This is a genomic window from Bacillus haynesii (assembly GCF_001969855.1).
In the GTDB taxonomy this organism is placed as follows: Bacteria; Bacillota; Bacilli; order Bacillales; family Bacillaceae; genus Bacillus; species Bacillus haynesii.
Genome location: NZ_MRBL01000006.1, coordinates 120,553 through 137,750, shown reverse-complemented (window position 1 = coordinate 137,750; position 17,198 = coordinate 120,553). Strand labels below are relative to the sequence as shown.

Sequence of the window (17,198 nt, the reverse complement as noted above, 5' to 3'; positions counted from 1 at the left end):
CGGCTGATTTCTTTTTATCATGAGCCGTTTGCCTGAGACGCCGCAGCCGAGCTCGTCATAATAGCGATTGCTGCCGTCTGCTGTGCTTGAATAACGACTTCAAGCGTTTGATAAAGTCCTGTTTCCAGAAGCGCCGGATCTTCCGTTTTTTCGCTCATGTACAAGTTGACGGCCGTTTTCAGATTCATATCTTTCTGCCACCTGAACAGTTTATCGCTGTTCAATGCGCCTGCCATGATTGTGATGGCATCTATGTCTTTTTCACCGTTCTCAAGCAACGCAAGCAGTCCGATTTCCGGGTAATGGACAGGCTTCGGTCTTCTATGCTTTTTTGTCAATTCATCGTATATCAAGAGGGAGCGGGCGACAAGTTGATCGGAATCCCGCTCCGGCATAAGCGAGAGGATGTGGCTGAGAAACTGCAAATCGTTCCCTTTGCGAAAACCCGCTTGGTTAAGCTTTTGGTAAAACGCTTCGATATAGTCAATCAGTTCACCTGTCTCCATATTTGAACCGGCCAAGAGCACGGCGAGCGGGTAGTCGCCGGCAGATGTTAAAAAGACGTGCTTGTCCTTCATTCCTTTGTAAATAGACAAAGCCCGATTAATTTTGCTTTCATGATCATGCTCATCAGGATATTTTGTCAAAAGGATAAGAGCGGACAAATAGGTGAAAATACTTTTTTGGAATCCGTTGCCGGTCATTTTGTCATAAAGGATGAAAAAAGGTCTGATATGCGTTTCAGGTTCTTCGAAGCGCACGTCAAACATAGCGGCGAATGTATAGCGATGGGACGACCTTAACGGCGAAAATGCACCGGCGGCCTGTTTGACAGCCTCACTGAGTGTTAAAAACCGTTCTTTATCAAAAGGCCGCTTGTTGACGACATACATGGAAGCAATCATCATCAATGTCCGCTGATCTGTGACTTTCCATTTTAAATCGCTTTTTAACTCAGAGTAAATTGCTTTATATTGATCCAACCGCTGCTGCAGTTTAGCAGATGCCATTTATCTGTCTCCTTCCTCGGTTTGCGTCGTGTTTGTATATACGAAGCAACGGGAAATAAGTTTCACGGATTTGACATCATACCGGGCTTTTGCCTAATAATATGGAAAAGGATACAGCGCAGCGATAAAAACAAACGGGAAGATCCTTCTCCTGAACCGCCGGAATCGTCGCCGCGGATATCCGTATCCGCCGTAAAACTGCCTTTCATCTGTTTCTGTCACGTCTTCGGGAACGAGGACAGATGCTTCCTGACGGTTCACCCCTTCAAGAATACCGTGAACGGAACTGCCGTCCTTCATTTTCAGCACGACGTGATAGTGCATGTATTTGCGGCATAAATCGTGCAAAGACCTTTGATGGTCATGGGGCATCGAGCAAACGGCATCTTTCGGAACATTCATATTCCTTTCCATCTCCTTTTAGATTCATGGTATTCACCCGATGGATGAATGTTCCGGTTTGGAGCGGTGATGCCGTGATTTTATGTAAAAAAGCCGATTATCATATATGAATCGGCTTTAAAGATCAATGGTCAGCACTTCATTCTGCGGCACTTGAACCGATCGTCATCGTCATCAGAAAAACACTTTCTTTTTCTGCATTTGAACCGGTCATCGTCAGAGCTGCGGGTTTTATCCGTTTTATCCGTTTTATCCGTTTTATCTGTTTTATTCGTATCCGCCGAACGCCGCGCATTCCTTGACTGTCTTTCTTTTTCCCGCTCAGGGCTGTATGGATCGTAATTGTCATAGTACTCTTCGTAGCTGCTCATTTTGAGGCAATCACCGCCTTTGGGTCATGATATGATAATGTATTATAAAGAGGGGCGATTTGCCTGTGCATATATAATGGTTTGTTGTGCTGTAAATAAGCTGATCAACTGACAAAATTCAACATTGAATAAAGGATTTTTCGTTTCAACCGCTAATATTATATGTATCAACCATTTTTTTACGGCTGCGCCTTCGGGTGCTTGCGGAAAGCATTCAGACGGACGGCCTGATATGATAGAAGGAGCGGAATGCCGATGAAACGATCCGGAAGTGAAGGAGAGTACTTATGAAAAATAGTAGAAAAAAAGAGATCTTATCGTGGGTGAAAACACTTGTCATCGCCGCAGCGCTTGTGATGGTTTGCCGCTATTTTCTGTTTACGCCGTCAACCGTTTTGGGAGATTCAATGTATCCGACTTTAGAGGACGGCAACATGGTCATGGTTAGTAAAATCAGCGATATTCAGCGCTTTGATAAAATTATTTTTCACGCGCCTGATTCGGATGAAAACTATGTGAAAAGGGTGATCGGGCTCCCGGGAGATACGATCAAAATGAAGGATGATGTCCTTTATATAAACGGAAAAGCATACGATGAACCTTATTTAAAGAAAAACAAACAAAAGCTGACGCTTCATGAACATTTAACCGATAACTTCACACTGGAGAAATTAACCGGTGAACAAAAGGTGCCGGAAGATCACTTGTTTGTGATGGGGGATAACCGTCAAAACAGCAAAGACAGCCGTTTTTTCGGATTTATCACAATGGACTCCGTTGTCGGCAAAGTTGAATTCCGTTATTTCCCTTTCAATGAGATTGGCGGAATAGAATAGAAAATAAAAAGGCTTCTCACGATACGAATGGGAAGTCTTTTTGTTTGTCGGCAAAGTCACCAAAAGTGGCGCGAACCAAGTCGCTATGCTTGAGCGCGGCGGCAATTCTACCTATTCACTTAAATTTAAATGAGAGCTCAGTGTTTGATGTCACAGTTGAAAGAATTTCCGTTAATTGGATATATAAGCCTGTTTGATCGTTGATCAAATTTTATTAATCAAACAAAAATAACTAAAAAATCCTCGATTTAACAATTGTGTATATGGTATTCTTTAAGAACAAAAATTCTTCATATTTTACTATAACTCTATTTTTCGCTCTGAAAATTTTATTGTTATGTGAATTCAAAAAGCGCTATACCGTATTTCTTGGTTAATTTTTAGTGTTCTAAATCAGAGGTTTCAGCTTTTCTAAAAGGCTTTTTCTAAGGGATACTCTTGATTTTTTGATTTTGATCTCAATTCTTACGTTTGCTGCAATGATTGAAGTACTATATTACATAAATTCTGATAGGAGGTCATTATGTTTCATAAAAAACAGATAGATAAGCTGCTTGGAGAAAACAAAGAAGAACTGAATAAAAAGTTTGGAAGTGGTTTTATCGCAGTTTTCTATATCTCTATTCTCCTTTCCATATGTACGTTTTTTATAGAATACAAATATTTTCTCATTGTATTATTTGCGCCCACTATTATTGTCATGTTAATCAACCCTCCATTTTCCGGAAAAAAAGGGGTGTTTCGTTTCATTGCCGGCCTTTATTTGCTTTTATTGGCACTGGCAACATACTTTTGGCTTCAAGTATAAATAGTCCGGATATAAAAATCCGGACTGTCAACAAAAGTGGCTTCAGCGCGAGTTTTTTTCGAATAGGGGAGAGAGGTTGGTTATTTTCGGCCCGCGGAGAAAAGGCGAATTTACGTTTAACGTTTTTGCTGCCAAAATCTCAAAAATCCGGTGAGCTTGACTTGAAAAGGTCCTCATCGCCAGAAAACAGAATGAATTGAATAAAAATAGGGCAGATTATAAAAGTCCGACCTATATTGTCAACAATCTGAAAGGCTGCCTACAGTGAGAATGGGGAGCCTTTTTAGCATTCGCACATTTTGGCGAGCGGGCGGTTTGAACAATTGTCTGTACAGTGAAATAATGAAAAAAGAAACCGGACAACAAGGAGGATGAGCAGATGAAAGTGTTTGTAGTGGGGGCGAACGGACAAATCGGGCGCCGCTTGACGAAAAGCTTGAATGAGAGCGGAGAACATCAAGTCAGAGCAATGGTGAGAAACGAAGAGCAGGCGCAGGCTTTGAAACAATCGGGAACAGAAACCGCGCTCGCTAATTTAGAAGGCACCGTGGAGAGCATCGCAGAAGCGGCCAAAGGCTGCGACGCGATTGTCTTTACCGCCGGCTCAGGCGGCAAAACGGGCGCTGACAAAACGCTTTTGGTCGACTTGGATGGGGCGGTTAAAACGATCGAAGCCGCCGAAAAAGCGGGCATTCGCCGTTTTATTATGGTCAGCACATTGCAGGCACACCGCCGTGAAAATTGGAATGAAGCGTTAAAACCGTATCATGTCGCCAAACATTATGCGGATCGGATGCTTGAAGGCAGCGAATTAAATTACACGATTATCCGTCCGGGAGGCCTGTTAAACGAACCGGGCACAGGCCGGGTAAAAGCCGCGGAAAATCTTGAGCGCGGAACGATTCCGCGTGAAGATGTGGCTGATACCATCTTGGCGTCGCTCACTGAGGAGCACACTTTCCAGCGTTCATTCGATTTGGTTTCGGGGGATCAAACGCCTGCCGAGGCGCTTAAAACGATATAAAAGTGATTCGGGGAACCTGTGGTCAGAAGGTTCCCCGGCGTTTTTACAGAAGCGGGATATAGATGGTCATCTTCATCTCGTTCGGCGGTACGGAACGGCACACATCAGTCACTTCAAAGTCCGGTCCTTCTGTTCTCTCGTAATTGGTATTCATCAGCCATGATCCATAGATGTATCTTCTTGTGTTCTGTACTGATTCAGTCGAGCCGTTCACATGAAATACGGCGTATTTGCCACCGGGAATTTTCATATGCATAAGCGGCTCTGGCACTTCCCCGGCTGCTGTTTCGCGAACGGCTTCCCCGATGATAAATGAGAAACCTCCGTCATCCCGGAAGCGGCATGACAGACCGTAACACATATTCGGAGCCGTTTTTTGAGGGACTTTCATAAAGTATCCATTTCGGCCGAAATCGTTGTAGAATTTCGGGATATCTTCGAAATACTTTTCATCGTTTAAATTTGTCCGGTACTCATATCCGATCATATGTATGTCGTTTAAATGAGTGATGTGCGGCTTTGGGATGTTCACATCTCCAGTCATCCTTTCTTTATATGCGAGAAAGTTAATTTTGGATTGAAAATCAAGCTTGACCTTTTCTTTGCGGTACTTGGCCGGAGTGATGCCGAAGTACTGTGAGAATGCCCTGCCGAAAGCTTCCTGTGAACCATAGCCGAAATCGATTGCGATATCGAGAATGGAACGGTCCGATTTCTCAAGCAGAAGCGCAGCTTCAGACAGGCGCCGGTTGCGAATGTATTGATAAACGGAAAAACCGGAGATCGCCTGAAAAAGCCTTTGAAAATGAAACGGGGAGAAACACGATGTAGCCGCAATATCCGTAATGTTTAAATCGTTTTGAAGGTGTTCTTCGATAAAATGAACCGCGTTTTGAATTCTTTCGTAATCATCCATATTCATCCACCCTTTACGATTTGATGATCCTATTGTACAGGAATCAAGCGATGGTTTTTTTGATGATTTGTGCTTTATTAAAAGCCCAGCGTGTCGACAAACCCTCGCATTCGCTGTCAGGCCTGCTATGTCGGTGTTCACGAATAAAAAAGGAACGGCAGCTAACGGCCCAGGCGTCCTGCCTGAACACCGCCATCATCACATCCTGTGTAAGTCAGTTCCGATGCTCAGCCTTCCTAGACTGCAAAGCGGGTCACGCTGAAGGGATGGCAAAATCGCAAAACAAAAAGCCGTTTTGCGATTTTGTCAACAATCTGAAGCCTCCAATAGCGGAGGCTTTTTGTTATTGATGACGAACATCCGTCACTTCAAGAGGGCGCATCATATCGTAATCTTCGTGCTCGAGGATGTGGCAGTGCCAAACATATCTGCCGCTGTACGGCGCAAAGGTGGCGATAATGCGCGTCACCGAGCCCGGAGGAACTTTGACAGTGTCTTTCAGCCCTTTTTCATTCGGTGCCGGAGGAACTGCCGGACCCGTAAAGACAAGTTCTCCGTTTTCCTGATACCGCTCGATATCAAATGGCCGGTGGTCGAGAATCAAAAATTGAACAAGATGTAAATGGATCGGATGGATCGCCCTTCCGGCATTGATGATCGACCAGATCTCAGTGCTGCCAAGTGCGGGAGTTTCAGTTACCGGTTCATGCCACTTTGTGTTGTTTAAAAGCAGAACAGGTCTTCCATATTGGTCAACGGCCGCGCCCAACGACAGATTTCTGAGGGCATTGATCTTGTGTCTCCGGTAAAATGGGCGTTTTCTTAATATTTTCGGCAATGAACTTGTATCTTTTTGCTTCAATGGCTTTGAGATGCGGAATTGCATGATGTCTGCATCAGTATCGGGATCTGCGTCTTGTCCGCCGCAGCCGATCCGGTTTTTCAATGTCATGGTTTTACCTTCGGCTCGTGAAAAATCGACGATGATATCGCACCTTTCAGCCGGCGCGATCACCAGTTCATTGACTTTGACCGGATGCTGCAGAAGTCCGCCGTCCGTGCCGATTTGATGACATGTGATGTCATGATCGAAATACAGCTCAAAGATTCTCGTATTGGAGGCGTTCAGTATCCGAAATCGGTATTTTCGGGGTTCAAATTCAGCAAAAGGCCATACCTTGCCGTTGACTAAAATGGTATCGCCGCAAAAAGCCGGAACAATCGACGGGTCCGGAAGATCCGGCGCAGGGTTGTCAGGCTGCCGCGGATAAAACAATGAACCATCTTCATGAAATGACTTATCCTGAATCAAGAGCGGGATTTCATATTCTCCCTTCGGCAAGTTCAATGACCGCTCTTCCCTGTCGCGAATCAAATATAAACCGACAAGCCCCGCATATACATTCAGCCTTGTAATGGCCATTGCATGGTCATGATACCAAAGGGCTGTAGCATCCTGCTCATTCGGATATTCATACACTTCCCTTTCAAAAAAAGGGCCTTTTGCATGGAAGTCTTTTGTGTACCAAGCCTCAGGATATCCGTCGCTGTCAGCAGGCGTACAGCCTCCGTGCAAATGAACAACCGTCTTCACTTCATGTTCATGATGCCCGTCATCATGAAGCGTATGGTCGACGGGGAGAAAATGACGATCCGGAAGCTTATTCAACCATTTGACCGCAACTTTTTCGTGTTTCTGCACTTCGAAGGTAGGGCCGGGATAAACTCCGTTATATCCAAACAGCCGGGTAGGCGGCAGATCGCGGTGAAGCTGTTGCTGAAATTCTTTCATGGTGACTTCATAATAGGTTATTTCCTTGCTTTTGCTGTGGGGTTTAAGCACTTTTGGAATGGGGAGCCGGTCAACGAATTTTTCAAGTTTCATGTTTCACCTGTCCTCTTTTGTTCTGATGAAAAGATCATTACATTATAAGACGGGTTGCATGGTCTGGTTCCTCATGATGAGAATAAGAAATGTGATTTGTGCTGAGAATGTTAAAAAAAAGATTCGATCATGACAAGAAGATGAACAGAATATTTCCTAACGATTAAAAATTGCCTTGAGGCGTGGTTCGCAAAGGAAGAAAGGCGGGGATGGTGGTACATTATGTGTAAACCCTTTCTTATAGGGCGAATCAGTCTGAAAGGAGATACCCGTATTGCAGAAAAGAATAGAGTGGATTGATGTTTCAAAAGGCGTGGGAATTATATTGGTCGTGTTGGGCCATACACCGACGCCGGATTGGCTGAAAACGTTCATTTTTGCATTTCATATGCCTCTGTTTTTCTTTCTGTCCGGCCTCGTTTACCATGATGGGAATATGACTTTTACATCTTTTCTCTTTAAAAAAATAAAGACGCTCCTTTTGCCGTACTTCATCTTCTCCGTTCTAGCCTATATATTCTGGGTTCTCGTCGAGAGGCATTTTACGTTCACCGGCAGTTCGGATGTCGATCCGGTTGTACCGTTTAAAGGGATTTTTTATTCGATGCCTGATGACTACATGCTGACACACAACCCGGCGCTCTGGTTTTTAACATGCTTATTCATCGTTGAAATGCTGTTTTTCATCGTGAAGAGATGGGGGAAAGGCAGGCTGTTTATCGTCATCGCCGTATTGGTCTCAGCCGTTTTGGGCTATTTGAATGATCAATATGTGGGCATCAAGCTGCCGTGGAATATTGAAGTGGCCCTGACCGCCATCGTCTTTTATTCGGCCGGTTTTCTGTTGAAAAATAATCTGAATAAGATGAGAGACCGAAGAACGCTGCTGCTCACGCTTCTTTTATTCATCGCGGTCGGCTGTTTGCAGACCCTGAACGTCAGAGTGGATATGAGGGCCAATGAGTACGGAAACATGGCGATCTTTTATATGACCTCATTTCTGGGGACGGCAGGCGTCATTTTCAGCAGCTTTAAACTCGAAAAAGCAAAGCTTCTCAAGTTCCTCGGCAAAAACTCGCTGATCATTCTCGTACTGCACTACCCGGTTATCAGGATGCTGAAAGCCGTCGTCTACTACTTCACGCAAGTTTCCCTTGATGAGACATACGGCTCCCTGGTATGGAGCGCGCTTTACACCGGCATGACATTGCTTGTAATGGTGCCTTGCATCTTTTTGTTGAACCGGTATCCGATCGTGCTTGGGCGGAAAAAATGCAATTAAAAAACTTGCAAAGATTCCTTTGCAAGTTTTTTTGAATTATTTAAGGTTGAAAGTAATTTTTTTGTCATTCCAAAATTCAGGAGTGTAGATGACCTTATATGTTTTGCTCTTTTTAGTCTCAAAAGTGATTGTTCCAGATACCTTACCGTTTGGCGTCAGATTTCCAGAGGATAGGTTGTTATCATCTGATGGTCCAAACGTATTGTGCGTAATTTGTCCATCTTCATTTTGAATTTGAAAATCAAGCGGGTTATAGGAAATATCTTCATCGCTTTTATTTTCTATGTTAAGTGTTACAACTACATATTCATTACCGTTTTTTGGTTTGAAAGATTCATTACCCATCGATTTTTTAACGTTAGTAACTGTGATGTGGGTGCCATCAAGATCAGCTGTTTCATTTAAACCAAATTCAGTTTTTTCTTCTTTGGCATCGTCATTGCTTTTTTCTTCGCTAGTTTTTGCGGCTGTCGTCTTTGCACTGCTTCCGGACGATTTGCTTTCTTGAGAAGAAGAGCCGCTTGAAGCGAACATCATGACGAATACGATGGATCCAATAATCGTGACATAGAACCACCATTTTTTAAAGACAAGACCTTTATTCTCGCCGCTGAACAATGCTTTACATCCGCCGATTAATAGCAGGATAAGCGGAACGATATATGCCAGGCTGACGCCGACAGTTCCTCCTATTGCAGCCGCGATATAAAAAGTACCCGCTAATTTAGTATGTTTTTTAACGATACATGCACCGACAATGGCCAGTGCAGATAGCAAAATAACCGCCCAGGATGATCCGATAACTTCTCCAGCGCCGTCCGCTTCTAAAGCGGCGCCTAACCCTCCGAATAATAATCCTGAAAATCCTGCAAAAATCCCAAAAATACCGCCTAGTAACCCCAGTACAAATTCTGCTGTACGTTTGACAGGGGCTTGAAGATTTGTTTGTTCTGACATGTAATGTCCCCCTCATAATCTATGTAATAATGTCTAAAACATAATAATCCAAAAAAGGAAAAAAGTCCATATGTTTTTTGTGACTATTTTACTATTAATTATAATCATCAGAGTTTTAAGGACTGTTTTCAACTTTTTTAATATCGTTTAAATTTCAGGTTTGTTTAATATTTTTTAGAAGAATCATGCAGGGGCTCTAAAGAAAAAATATTCAGAAAGAAGATACCGTCCTTTCATCCGATCCAGCGCGAATCATTTGAGATTTTCGCAAAACCCTTATATAAAAAGGGCTTTACCGGTTTTGACCCAACTGAAATTTGTTTCCTTAAATAAAAAAAGTTCAACTCTGACTATATTTCTGCAAGAAGTGAATCATGTTTCTATAGACTCACTCAAGTTTTGCTTTGTATGATTAAAAGCGAAAACACGGATGGGAAAGGAAGCTTTTTATGGAACGGTATGATGAATTAAAAAAAGGTGAAACCGGGGCTTGGGTCAGCATCATCGCTTACCTTGTGCTGTCGGCCGTGAAATTGGCCGTCGGGCTTGCATTTCACTCCGAAGCCCTCAGAGCCGACGGACTGAACAATACAACCGATATTATCGCCTCATTAGCGGTGCTGATCGGCCTCAGGATTTCGCAGAAGCCGCCTGATGAAGACCATCCGTACGGACATTTCCGCGCCGAGACGATCGCCTCGATGATCGCTTCATTTATCATGATGGTGGTCGGTCTTGAAGTGCTGTACAGCTCGGGCGAAATGCTGTTTAATCCGAAGGAAACGACACCGGATATGATTGCGGCCTGGACGGCTGCAGGCAGCGCCGTCGTGATGTTTTTGGTTTTCCTCTACAATAAAAAGCTGGCAAAAAAGGTAAACAGCCATGCTCTCTATGCAGCAGCCGCCGATAATAAATCAGATGCCTATGTCAGCATCGGAACATTCGCAGGCATCTTTGCTTCGCAGTTTAACCTTGCATGGGTCGATACGGCAGCCGCGTTTATCATCGGATTAATCATCTGCAAAACGGCATGGGGGATTTTTAAAGAGGCAGCCCATTCCTTGACGGACGGATTCGATATTAAACATATTTCAACGTATAAAGAAACGATCCGGAAAGTTCCCGGCGTCGGCAATATCAAAGATGTAAAAGCGCGTTATTTGGGCAGCGCCATCCATGTGGAAATTATCGTGGAGGTAAGGTCCGATCTCAACATTGCAGAAAGCCATGACATCGCCGATGAAATTGAGAGAAGAATGCAGGAGGAGCACTCGATCGTTCATTCCCATGTTCACATAGAGCCCTCTAAAGAAAAATAAAAGCGGTCACTGACCGCTTTTTTTGTTTTTTCACTTTGTAAATTCGAAATAAAAAAAGACAAAATTCTATTTTCCGCCAGTCAGTTGTTTTCTGGGAGCACATCGTTTATGGTAAAGTTAAATAAATTCGATTCGTCAGCAATGAGGAGGAAGAGGATGGCATACGAAGAAGCGCTGCATCCCGTTTTGGGAAAAGTAGCTGATAATATTGACAAAGTAATGGTAGGAAAGAAAGATATTGCCGTTTTAAGCCTGACTGCCATTCTTGCAAACGGACACGTCCTGCTGGAAGACGTTCCCGGCGTCGGAAAGACGATGATGGTTCGCGCCCTGGCAAAGTCAACCGGCGCTGAATTTAAGAGAATCCAGTTTACGCCAGATTTACTGCCTTCAGATGTAACAGGCGTTTCTATATATAATCCGAAAACACTGGAATTTGAATATCGTTCAGGTCCGATTATGGGGGACATCATCCTCGCCGATGAAATCAACAGAACATCGCCGAAAACCCAGTCGGCGCTTCTTGAAGCGATGGAAGAAGGAAGTGTGACAGTAGACGGTGTGACAATGCAGCTTTCAAAACCTTTTTTTGTGATGGCCACGCAAAACCCTGTCGAGTATGAAGGGACATACCCGCTGCCGGAAGCTCAGCTTGACCGCTTTTTATTCAAGCTGAGAATGGGATATCCAACAGTGCGCGAAGAGCTTCAAGTGCTCGATCTTCAGGAAAACCGCAGCCCGATTGAGGAGATTGAGCCTGTCATAGAGAAGGAAGAGCTTGCCGCATTTCAAAAAGAGGCTGAAAAGGTGTATGTAGACGTTGCGATTAAAGAATACATTGTTGAGATCACCCAAAAAACGAGGAGTCATTCCGCCGTTTATCTCGGCGTGAGTCCGCGCGGCTCAATCGCCTTGATGAAGGCTGCTCAGGCGTTTGCATTTTTATATAACCGCGATTATGTCATTCCTGATGATATTCAATACTTGGCGCCTTTTACCCTTGCGCACAGAATGATCCTGCGGTCAGAGGCGAAATTTGAAGGAAAGCGGCCTGAAGCTGTCCTTCGGGACATTATGTCAAAAACGGAAGTTCCCGTCGGAAGGCCGATGAGCAACTGATGAGAGAGCGCATTGGTCTTGTGAAGTACGGATGGAAGCTGTTTATCCTGTTTCTTCTGTTTGCTTCAACATTTTGCTATGCGATGTTCCAAGGGGGATTTGTCAGCTGGTTTCTGTTTTACTCATTTCTTCCCTTTGTGCTTTACGCTTTCCTGTTTGCCTTTTATCCGCTGAAGAACATGACAGCGGAGCGAAGGCTGAGCCGCGGGCAGTATAAAGCGGGTGATCAATTGGAGGCTTTCGTCGTGCTAAAGAGAAAATGGCCCTTTCCGATCATGTTTATGATCGTGGAAGACTGCCTGCCTGATTCGTTGGGGAGAAACGGAGGTTCGGCAGAGGCTAAACAGTTTCTCTTTCCTTGGTTTAACAAAGAAATTAAGATGGCGTACACGATCGATTCGGTTCCGAGAGGAGACCACCGTTTAACCAACATCAGAGTCCGTACAGGTGATCCGCTCGGACTGCTGGAAAGAGAATGCGAGATTCAATTGGAAGATTCCTTTCTTGTTTTGCCTTCCTATCAGGAGATCGCTTACCGCGCCAGCGGAGGCTCTTATGACGAGCATGCAGGCCGCGTTTCAGAGCTTCGCCGCAAGGACAGCACAATGGCGTCAGGTATCAGAGAATATCAGCCTGGCGACCGTTTTGCATGGGTCGACTGGAAGACGTCAGCCCGGCGCAGTCAGCTGATGACGAAGGAATTTGAGCAGACGAAAGGGGATGACCTGCTCGTCTTTATGGATCAGTCCCCGTCTGATGCTTTTGAAGAGATCGTCACGTTTACCGCTTCCATCATTCGTTCGGCAATGAGAAGCGGGACGAATGCAGGGCTTGTTTCCATTGGTAAGGAGCGGAATGTCTTCCCGGTTCGGCAGGGGGAAGAGCAGCTGAGAAAGCTGTTTTACTACTTGGCGATTGCTGACTGCGATGCAGTCCAGCCGTTTCACAGTCTGATAGAGGGTGAATTGGGACATCCCGATATGAGAAAAGCCGTCAAATATATTGTGACAAGCCGCATCACCAACGAACTTGTGCAGGCTTTGAAGAAACCGTTCTCCGGCGGACGGCCCGTCATTTGTTTGGTAAAGAAAAAAGGTGGAGATCTCTCAAACGAGGAAAGCGCGGCTGTCCAACATTTAAAAGCGCGGGGGATTGAAGTGAACGTCATTTACGGGGAACATTTTTCCCGGGGTTTTGCTGAAGCGAGGTGAGAAAATGTTGTCCGGGGGAAAAAGAAACAGGTTCGGTTTACTGCTTTTTTATGTGCTAACCTTTTTGCTGCTGTGGGAATGGCTGCGTCCTTTGCAGTATTTTACCGATACGGGGCACACCGTCTTTTTTATTTTGTTTATTGCCCTTGTATTTTTGCTTACATTTTTTAAGGTCCCTTGGTTTATCAGATTTCCGGTCAGCCTTGGCTTCGTTCTGTTAGCACTGCACACGATTTTTTACGAAGGATCGGTGTTTTCACCTTCATGGATTGCCCTGTTTTTTCAGGATTTGAATCAAAATTTCTCCTATATTTTCTCCGGCATGTGGCGGGATATGTCGCCGTTGTTTCGGACGCTGCTCTTTTACGTCCTTCTTTGGCTGCTCGTATACTTGCTGCATTACTGGGTGATCTATCAGCGCAGAATTTTATTCTTTTTTATCATGACCGTTGTTTATATCGCGGTGATCGATACATTTACGCCGTTTGACGCGTCATATGCGATCGTCAGGATCGTGCTGATCGGCTTTTTGCTTCTCGGCCTGCTGTATTTGGAACGGATCAGGGAATCAGAAGCGCTCAAATCCTCAAGATCACGGTTTGCCAAATGGTTTGCACCGCTTTTATTGATGACTGCCGTTGCCGTATGCATCGGCGCGGTCTCGCCAAAAGCCGATCCCGTCTGGCCTGATCCGGTGCCGTTTCTGCAGACGGCTGCGACCGGCGATTTTGCTTCCTCAGGCAAAAGCAAAGTCGGCTATGGAACGAATGATGAGGCATTGGGCGGTCCATTTTCAAAGGACGATACATGGGTATTTACATGGCAGGGAAATGAACGAAGCTATTTCAGGGTGGAAACGAAAAGCCGCTATACAGGTAAAGGCTGGATTGAAGACGAAAAAGCGGGCGCGTCCATCCAGCTTGACGAGGATAAGCTGGATTACCAGTGGTACGACGAAAGCGTGAAGACCGAAACGCGAAAAGCGATCGTTGATATCGATCCGGCTTATAAGTACGATCATGTCCTGTATCCGATCGGGATGACTGAAATCAAACTAAACAATTTCTTTGTGCCGCTCCGCATGAACTTAAACACGGAGAAAATAAAACCGGCCGGCAAGACAGGCGCGGACATTCGGAATCTGGAAAGCTATTCGGTCACCTATAAATCACCTGTCTTTGACGTCGATCAGCTGAGGAAGGTCAGCTTGGAGTCGGAGGGGAAATGGAGCAGGAGCCATGAGAAGTACCTGCAGCTTCCCACTTCTCTTCCCGACCGCGTGAAAACATTGGCGCGCGATTTAACGAAAGACGAAGATAATATATATGACAAAGCGAAAGCGATTGAGAAGTATCTCGGTTCTTCCGAGTTTTCTTATGAGACGGAGGATGTGGCTGTTCCTAAAGGAGACCAGGATTACGTCGATCAGTTTTTATTTGAGACGAAAATCGGCTACTGCGACAATTTCTCCACAGCTATGATCGTACTGCTGCGGTCGGCCGGAATACCGGCCCGCTGGGTGAAAGGCTACACATCCGGTGAATATGCAGGAACGACGGCAGACCGGAAACGCACGATGTACGAGGTGACAAACAACAATGCCCACTCCTGGGTTGAAGTGTACTTTGAAGGACAAGGCTGGGTTACGTTTGAACCGACGAAAGGCTTTTTAAATCCGGAGCAGCTCGTTGAAGAGTCCAGCGGTCAGCAAGCCGGTGCGGCTTCTGATAAAAAAGAAGATGCTAAGAAAAACGATGAAGGCCAGCGTCCGCAGGATGCAAAAGAACAAGACAACAAAGAAAAGCCCGAATCTCAGGCAAAGCATGATGCCAAAGCCGATTCCCGTGCCGGAAGCGATGATGCAGACCGCACCCTTTTGACTGGTGCGGCCGTACTCGGCCTGTTGCTGGCGTTTGCAGCGGTGCTTTACTATACAAGGGCAAAATGGATGCCGCACATGATCATCAACAGGCTGAAAAAACGGCGTGATGACGCGGTATTTTTCAAAGCTTACGATGAGCTGCTCCGCCAGCTGAAGCGCCAAGGCATGCACAAAGAAGAAGGCCAGACGCTGCGCGAGTTTGCGAAGACGGTTGATGAACGCTTTCAAAGCGGGGACATGACGGCTTTGACCCGTCAATATGAACGGGCTTTGTATCGCAAGGAAGACGCCGCAAAACTTTGGAATGATTCGGCGGAGTTATGGGAAAATTTAATTAAAAAGAGATAGTCTTGACCGCTTTCAGTCGTATTGTTAGAATAAGTGAATATTAAAAACCCTTATATATTCTTGCTGGCAGGCTCGGCGGCTTATCTATCGGACAAGCCGGGCCTTGTCCCGTGAATGGGGGCAGGACGGCCGTGTGTCTGCCGCCATTTTTTCTGTGCAAAAAGACAATTTGATAAAGAGGTGACACCATGACGAAGTTAGTAAATGAAATGATTCTTGTGTTGGATTTTGGAAGTCAGTACAACCAGCTGATTACCCGCCGCATTCGTGAGTTTGGTGTATATAGTGAATTGCATCCTCATACGTTGACGGCAGAGGAAATCAAAGAAATGAATCCGAAAGGAATTATTTTGTCCGGCGGTCCGAACAGCGTTTACGACGAAGGATCTTTCCGCTGCGACGAAAAGATTTTCGAACTGGATATCCCTGTTCTTGGCATTTGCTACGGCATGCAGCTGATGACGCATTACCTTGGCGGAAAAGTAGAAGCGGCAAGCCAGCGCGAATACGGAAAAGCGAACATTCATATCGAGGGAGAACCGGATCTGTTTAGAGATCTTCCAAACGAACAAGTCGTCTGGATGAGTCATGGTGATCTAGTTGTTGAAGTTCCAGAAGGCTTTACCGTTGATGCGACAAGCCATCATTGCCCGAATTCAGCAATGAGCAAGAAGGATAAGAAATGGTACGGCGTTCAATTCCATCCGGAAGTCCGCCATTCAGAATACGGAAACGACCTTTTGAAAAACTTTGTTTTCGGTGTTTGTGAATGTGCCGGCGAATGGTCAATGGAAAACTTTATTGAGATTGAAATGCAGAAAATCCGCGAAACAGTCGGCGATAAGCAAGTGCTGTGCGCGCTGAGCGGCGGGGTTGACTCCTCTGTCGTTGCGGTCTTGATCCATAAAGCGATCGGCGACCAGCTCACTTGTATTTTCGTAGACCACGGGCTCCTTCGAAAAGGTGAAGCGGAAGGCGTGATGAAGACGTTCAGCGAAGGCTTCAACATGAACGTGATTAAAGTGGATGCGAAAGACCGCTTCCTGAACAAGCTTAAAGGCGTCTCAGACCCTGAACAAAAACGCAAAATCATCGGTAACGAGTTTATTTACGTGTTTGACGATGAAGCGGAAAAACTGAAAGGAATTGACTTCCTTGCACAGGGAACGCTTTACACTGACATTATCGAGAGCGGAACAGCGACGGCTCAGACGATCAAATCGCATCACAATGTCGGCGGCCTTCCTGAAGACATGCAGTTTGAATTGATCGAACCGCTGAATACGCTTTTCAAAGACGAAGTGCGTGCGCTCGGAACCGAGCTCGGCATCCCTGACGAAATTGTTTGGCGCCAGCCGTTCCCGGGTCCAGGCCTTGGCATCCGCGTCCTCGGAGAAGTGACGGAGGAGAAGCTTGAAATCGTCCGCGAATCAGACGCGATCCTCCGCGAAGAAATCGCCAAAGCTGATCTTGAAAAAGATATTTGGCAATACTTCACCGTTCTTCCTGATATCCGCAGCGTCGGCGTCATGGGAGACGCAAGAACTTATGACTATACGATCGGTATTCGCGCCGTGACATCAATTGACGGCATGACATCCGACTGGGCGAGAATTCCTTGGGATGTCCTTGAGACAATCTCGACACGGATCGTCAATGAAGTGAAGCACATTAACCGTGTGGTTTACGACATTACGAGCAAGCCGCCTGCAACAATCGAGTGGGAATAAGACAAATGCCTCAGCCGCATAAAGGCTGGGGCGTTTTTTTATTGGTGGAGCAAAGCTGATACCGCTTATATCCACCGCTTTCATCGCCGCAACCG

At 45.5% G+C, this 17,198-nt stretch carries 14 protein-coding genes and 2 pseudogenes; 9 read left to right on the top strand and 7 right to left on the bottom strand.

Translation table 11 applies throughout. The annotated features are described in order from the left end of the window. Positions 1-17: 17 nt before the first annotated feature. The 3 genes from BTA31_RS06600 to BTA31_RS06590 form a co-directional block, all read right to left on the bottom strand. On the bottom strand, positions 18-1,010 hold the full coding sequence (locus tag BTA31_RS06600; protein ID WP_076790071.1) for a DUF4003 domain-containing protein: 993 nt from the start codon (positions 1,008-1,010) through the stop codon (positions 18-20). Between the two features lie 93 nt (positions 1,011-1,103). Continuing rightward, entirely contained in the window at positions 1,104-1,412 is a 309-nt protein-coding gene (locus BTA31_RS06595) for a small nuclear ribonucleoprotein (protein ID WP_076790068.1), read from the bottom strand. A gap of 131 nt (positions 1,413-1,543) precedes the next feature. After that, positions 1,544-1,783, bottom strand: a complete 240-nt coding sequence (locus tag BTA31_RS06590; RefSeq protein ID WP_076790065.1) for a hypothetical protein — start codon at positions 1,781-1,783, stop codon at positions 1,544-1,546. A 287-nt stretch (positions 1,784-2,070) separates the two neighbouring features. Here BTA31_RS06590 and lepB point away from each other — a divergent pair, with 287 nt between their 5' ends. The 3 genes from lepB to BTA31_RS06575 all read left to right on the top strand — a co-directional run bounded on the left by lepB (position 2,071) and on the right by BTA31_RS06575 (position 4,451). Next, positions 2,071-2,619, top strand: coding sequence for a signal peptidase I (gene lepB / locus BTA31_RS06585; RefSeq protein ID WP_076790061.1), 549 nt, complete (start codon positions 2,071-2,073; stop codon positions 2,617-2,619). A 523-nt stretch (positions 2,620-3,142) separates the two neighbouring features. Next, positions 3,143-3,427 (top strand): methyltransferase, encoded by a 285-nt coding sequence (locus BTA31_RS06580; protein ID WP_076790057.1) that lies wholly within the window; start codon positions 3,143-3,145, stop codon positions 3,425-3,427. Between the two features lie 379 nt (positions 3,428-3,806). Then, entirely contained in the window at positions 3,807-4,451 is a 645-nt protein-coding gene (locus BTA31_RS06575; protein WP_076790053.1) for an SDR family oxidoreductase, read from the top strand. A gap of 43 nt (positions 4,452-4,494) precedes the next feature. On the opposite strand, the gene BTA31_RS06570 is transcribed toward BTA31_RS06575, so the two are convergent. Together BTA31_RS06570 and BTA31_RS06565 are read right to left on the bottom strand one after the other, a co-directional pair. Further along, complete coding sequence (locus BTA31_RS06570; protein ID WP_076790049.1) at positions 4,495-5,367, bottom strand: AraC family transcriptional regulator; 873 nt, start codon at positions 5,365-5,367, stop codon at positions 4,495-4,497. Between the two features lie 343 nt (positions 5,368-5,710). Further along, positions 5,711-7,252, bottom strand: a complete 1,542-nt coding sequence (locus BTA31_RS06565; protein ID WP_076790046.1) for a multicopper oxidase family protein — start codon at positions 7,250-7,252, stop codon at positions 5,711-5,713. Between the two features lie 274 nt (positions 7,253-7,526). Between BTA31_RS06565 and BTA31_RS06560 the strand changes: the two genes are divergently transcribed. Then, positions 7,527-8,534, top strand: a complete 1,008-nt coding sequence (locus BTA31_RS06560; protein ID WP_076790041.1) for an acyltransferase family protein — start codon at positions 7,527-7,529, stop codon at positions 8,532-8,534. A 36-nt stretch (positions 8,535-8,570) separates the two neighbouring features. Here BTA31_RS06560 and BTA31_RS06555 read toward each other — a convergent pair. Then, positions 8,571-8,924, bottom strand: a pseudogene (locus BTA31_RS06555) (DUF4352 domain-containing protein); the annotation flags it as partial. A 222-nt stretch (positions 8,925-9,146) separates the two neighbouring features. Next, a pseudogene (locus BTA31_RS06550) lies at positions 9,147-9,491 on the bottom strand (DUF4064 domain-containing protein); the annotation flags it as partial. A gap of 449 nt (positions 9,492-9,940) precedes the next feature. Between BTA31_RS06550 and BTA31_RS06545 the strand changes: the two are divergent. The 5 genes from BTA31_RS06545 to guaA all read left to right on the top strand — a co-directional run bounded on the left by BTA31_RS06545 (position 9,941) and on the right by guaA (position 17,103). Further along, positions 9,941-10,813, top strand: a complete 873-nt coding sequence (locus BTA31_RS06545; protein WP_076790036.1) for a cation diffusion facilitator family transporter — start codon at positions 9,941-9,943, stop codon at positions 10,811-10,813. Between the two features lie 156 nt (positions 10,814-10,969). Continuing rightward, the gene (locus BTA31_RS06540) at positions 10,970-11,932 is read left to right on the top strand and encodes an AAA family ATPase (protein ID WP_076790032.1); all 963 of its coding nucleotides are present in this window, start codon (positions 10,970-10,972) and stop codon (positions 11,930-11,932) included. Further along, positions 11,932-13,143 (top strand): DUF58 domain-containing protein, encoded by a 1,212-nt coding sequence (locus BTA31_RS06535; protein ID WP_076790029.1) that lies wholly within the window; start codon positions 11,932-11,934, stop codon positions 13,141-13,143. The genes BTA31_RS06540 and BTA31_RS06535 overlap by 1 nt, the downstream gene beginning before the upstream one ends. Before the next feature lie 4 nt (positions 13,144-13,147). Then, on the top strand, positions 13,148-15,373 hold the full coding sequence (locus BTA31_RS06530) for a DUF4129 domain-containing transglutaminase family protein (protein WP_076790024.1): 2,226 nt from the start codon (positions 13,148-13,150) through the stop codon (positions 15,371-15,373). A 188-nt stretch (positions 15,374-15,561) separates the two neighbouring features. Next, a complete protein-coding gene (gene guaA / locus BTA31_RS06525; RefSeq protein ID WP_076790020.1) occupies positions 15,562-17,103 on the top strand; it encodes a glutamine-hydrolyzing GMP synthase in 1,542 nt (513 codons plus the stop codon). Positions 17,104-17,198: the final 95 nt, after the last annotated feature.

Excerpts from the sequence above, each read along its gene's own strand:
- BTA31_RS06600 (WP_076790071.1), bottom strand. The coding sequence starts at position 1,010 with ATGGCATCTGCTAAACTGCAGCAGCGGTTGGATCAATATAAAGCAATT.
- BTA31_RS06595 (WP_076790068.1), bottom strand. The coding sequence starts at position 1,412 with ATGAATGTTCCGAAAGATGCCGTTTGCTCGATGCCCCATGACCATCAA.
- BTA31_RS06590 (WP_076790065.1), bottom strand. The coding sequence starts at position 1,783 with ATGAGCAGCTACGAAGAGTACTATGACAATTACGATCCATACAGCCCT.
- lepB (WP_076790061.1), top strand. The coding sequence starts at position 2,071 with ATGAAAAATAGTAGAAAAAAAGAGATCTTATCGTGGGTGAAAACACTT.
- BTA31_RS06580 (WP_076790057.1), top strand. The coding sequence starts at position 3,143 with ATGTTTCATAAAAAACAGATAGATAAGCTGCTTGGAGAAAACAAAGAA.
- BTA31_RS06575 (WP_076790053.1), top strand. The coding sequence starts at position 3,807 with ATGAAAGTGTTTGTAGTGGGGGCGAACGGACAAATCGGGCGCCGCTTG.
- BTA31_RS06570 (WP_076790049.1), bottom strand. The coding sequence starts at position 5,367 with ATGGATGATTACGAAAGAATTCAAAACGCGGTTCATTTTATCGAAGAA.
- BTA31_RS06565 (WP_076790046.1), bottom strand. The coding sequence starts at position 7,252 with ATGAAACTTGAAAAATTCGTTGACCGGCTCCCCATTCCAAAAGTGCTT.
- BTA31_RS06545 (WP_076790036.1), top strand. The coding sequence starts at position 9,941 with ATGGAACGGTATGATGAATTAAAAAAAGGTGAAACCGGGGCTTGGGTC.
- BTA31_RS06540 (WP_076790032.1), top strand. The coding sequence starts at position 10,970 with ATGGCATACGAAGAAGCGCTGCATCCCGTTTTGGGAAAAGTAGCTGAT.
- BTA31_RS06535 (WP_076790029.1), top strand. The coding sequence starts at position 11,932 with ATGAGAGAGCGCATTGGTCTTGTGAAGTACGGATGGAAGCTGTTTATC.
- BTA31_RS06530 (WP_076790024.1), top strand. The coding sequence starts at position 13,148 with ATGTTGTCCGGGGGAAAAAGAAACAGGTTCGGTTTACTGCTTTTTTAT.
- guaA (WP_076790020.1), top strand. The coding sequence starts at position 15,562 with ATGACGAAGTTAGTAAATGAAATGATTCTTGTGTTGGATTTTGGAAGT.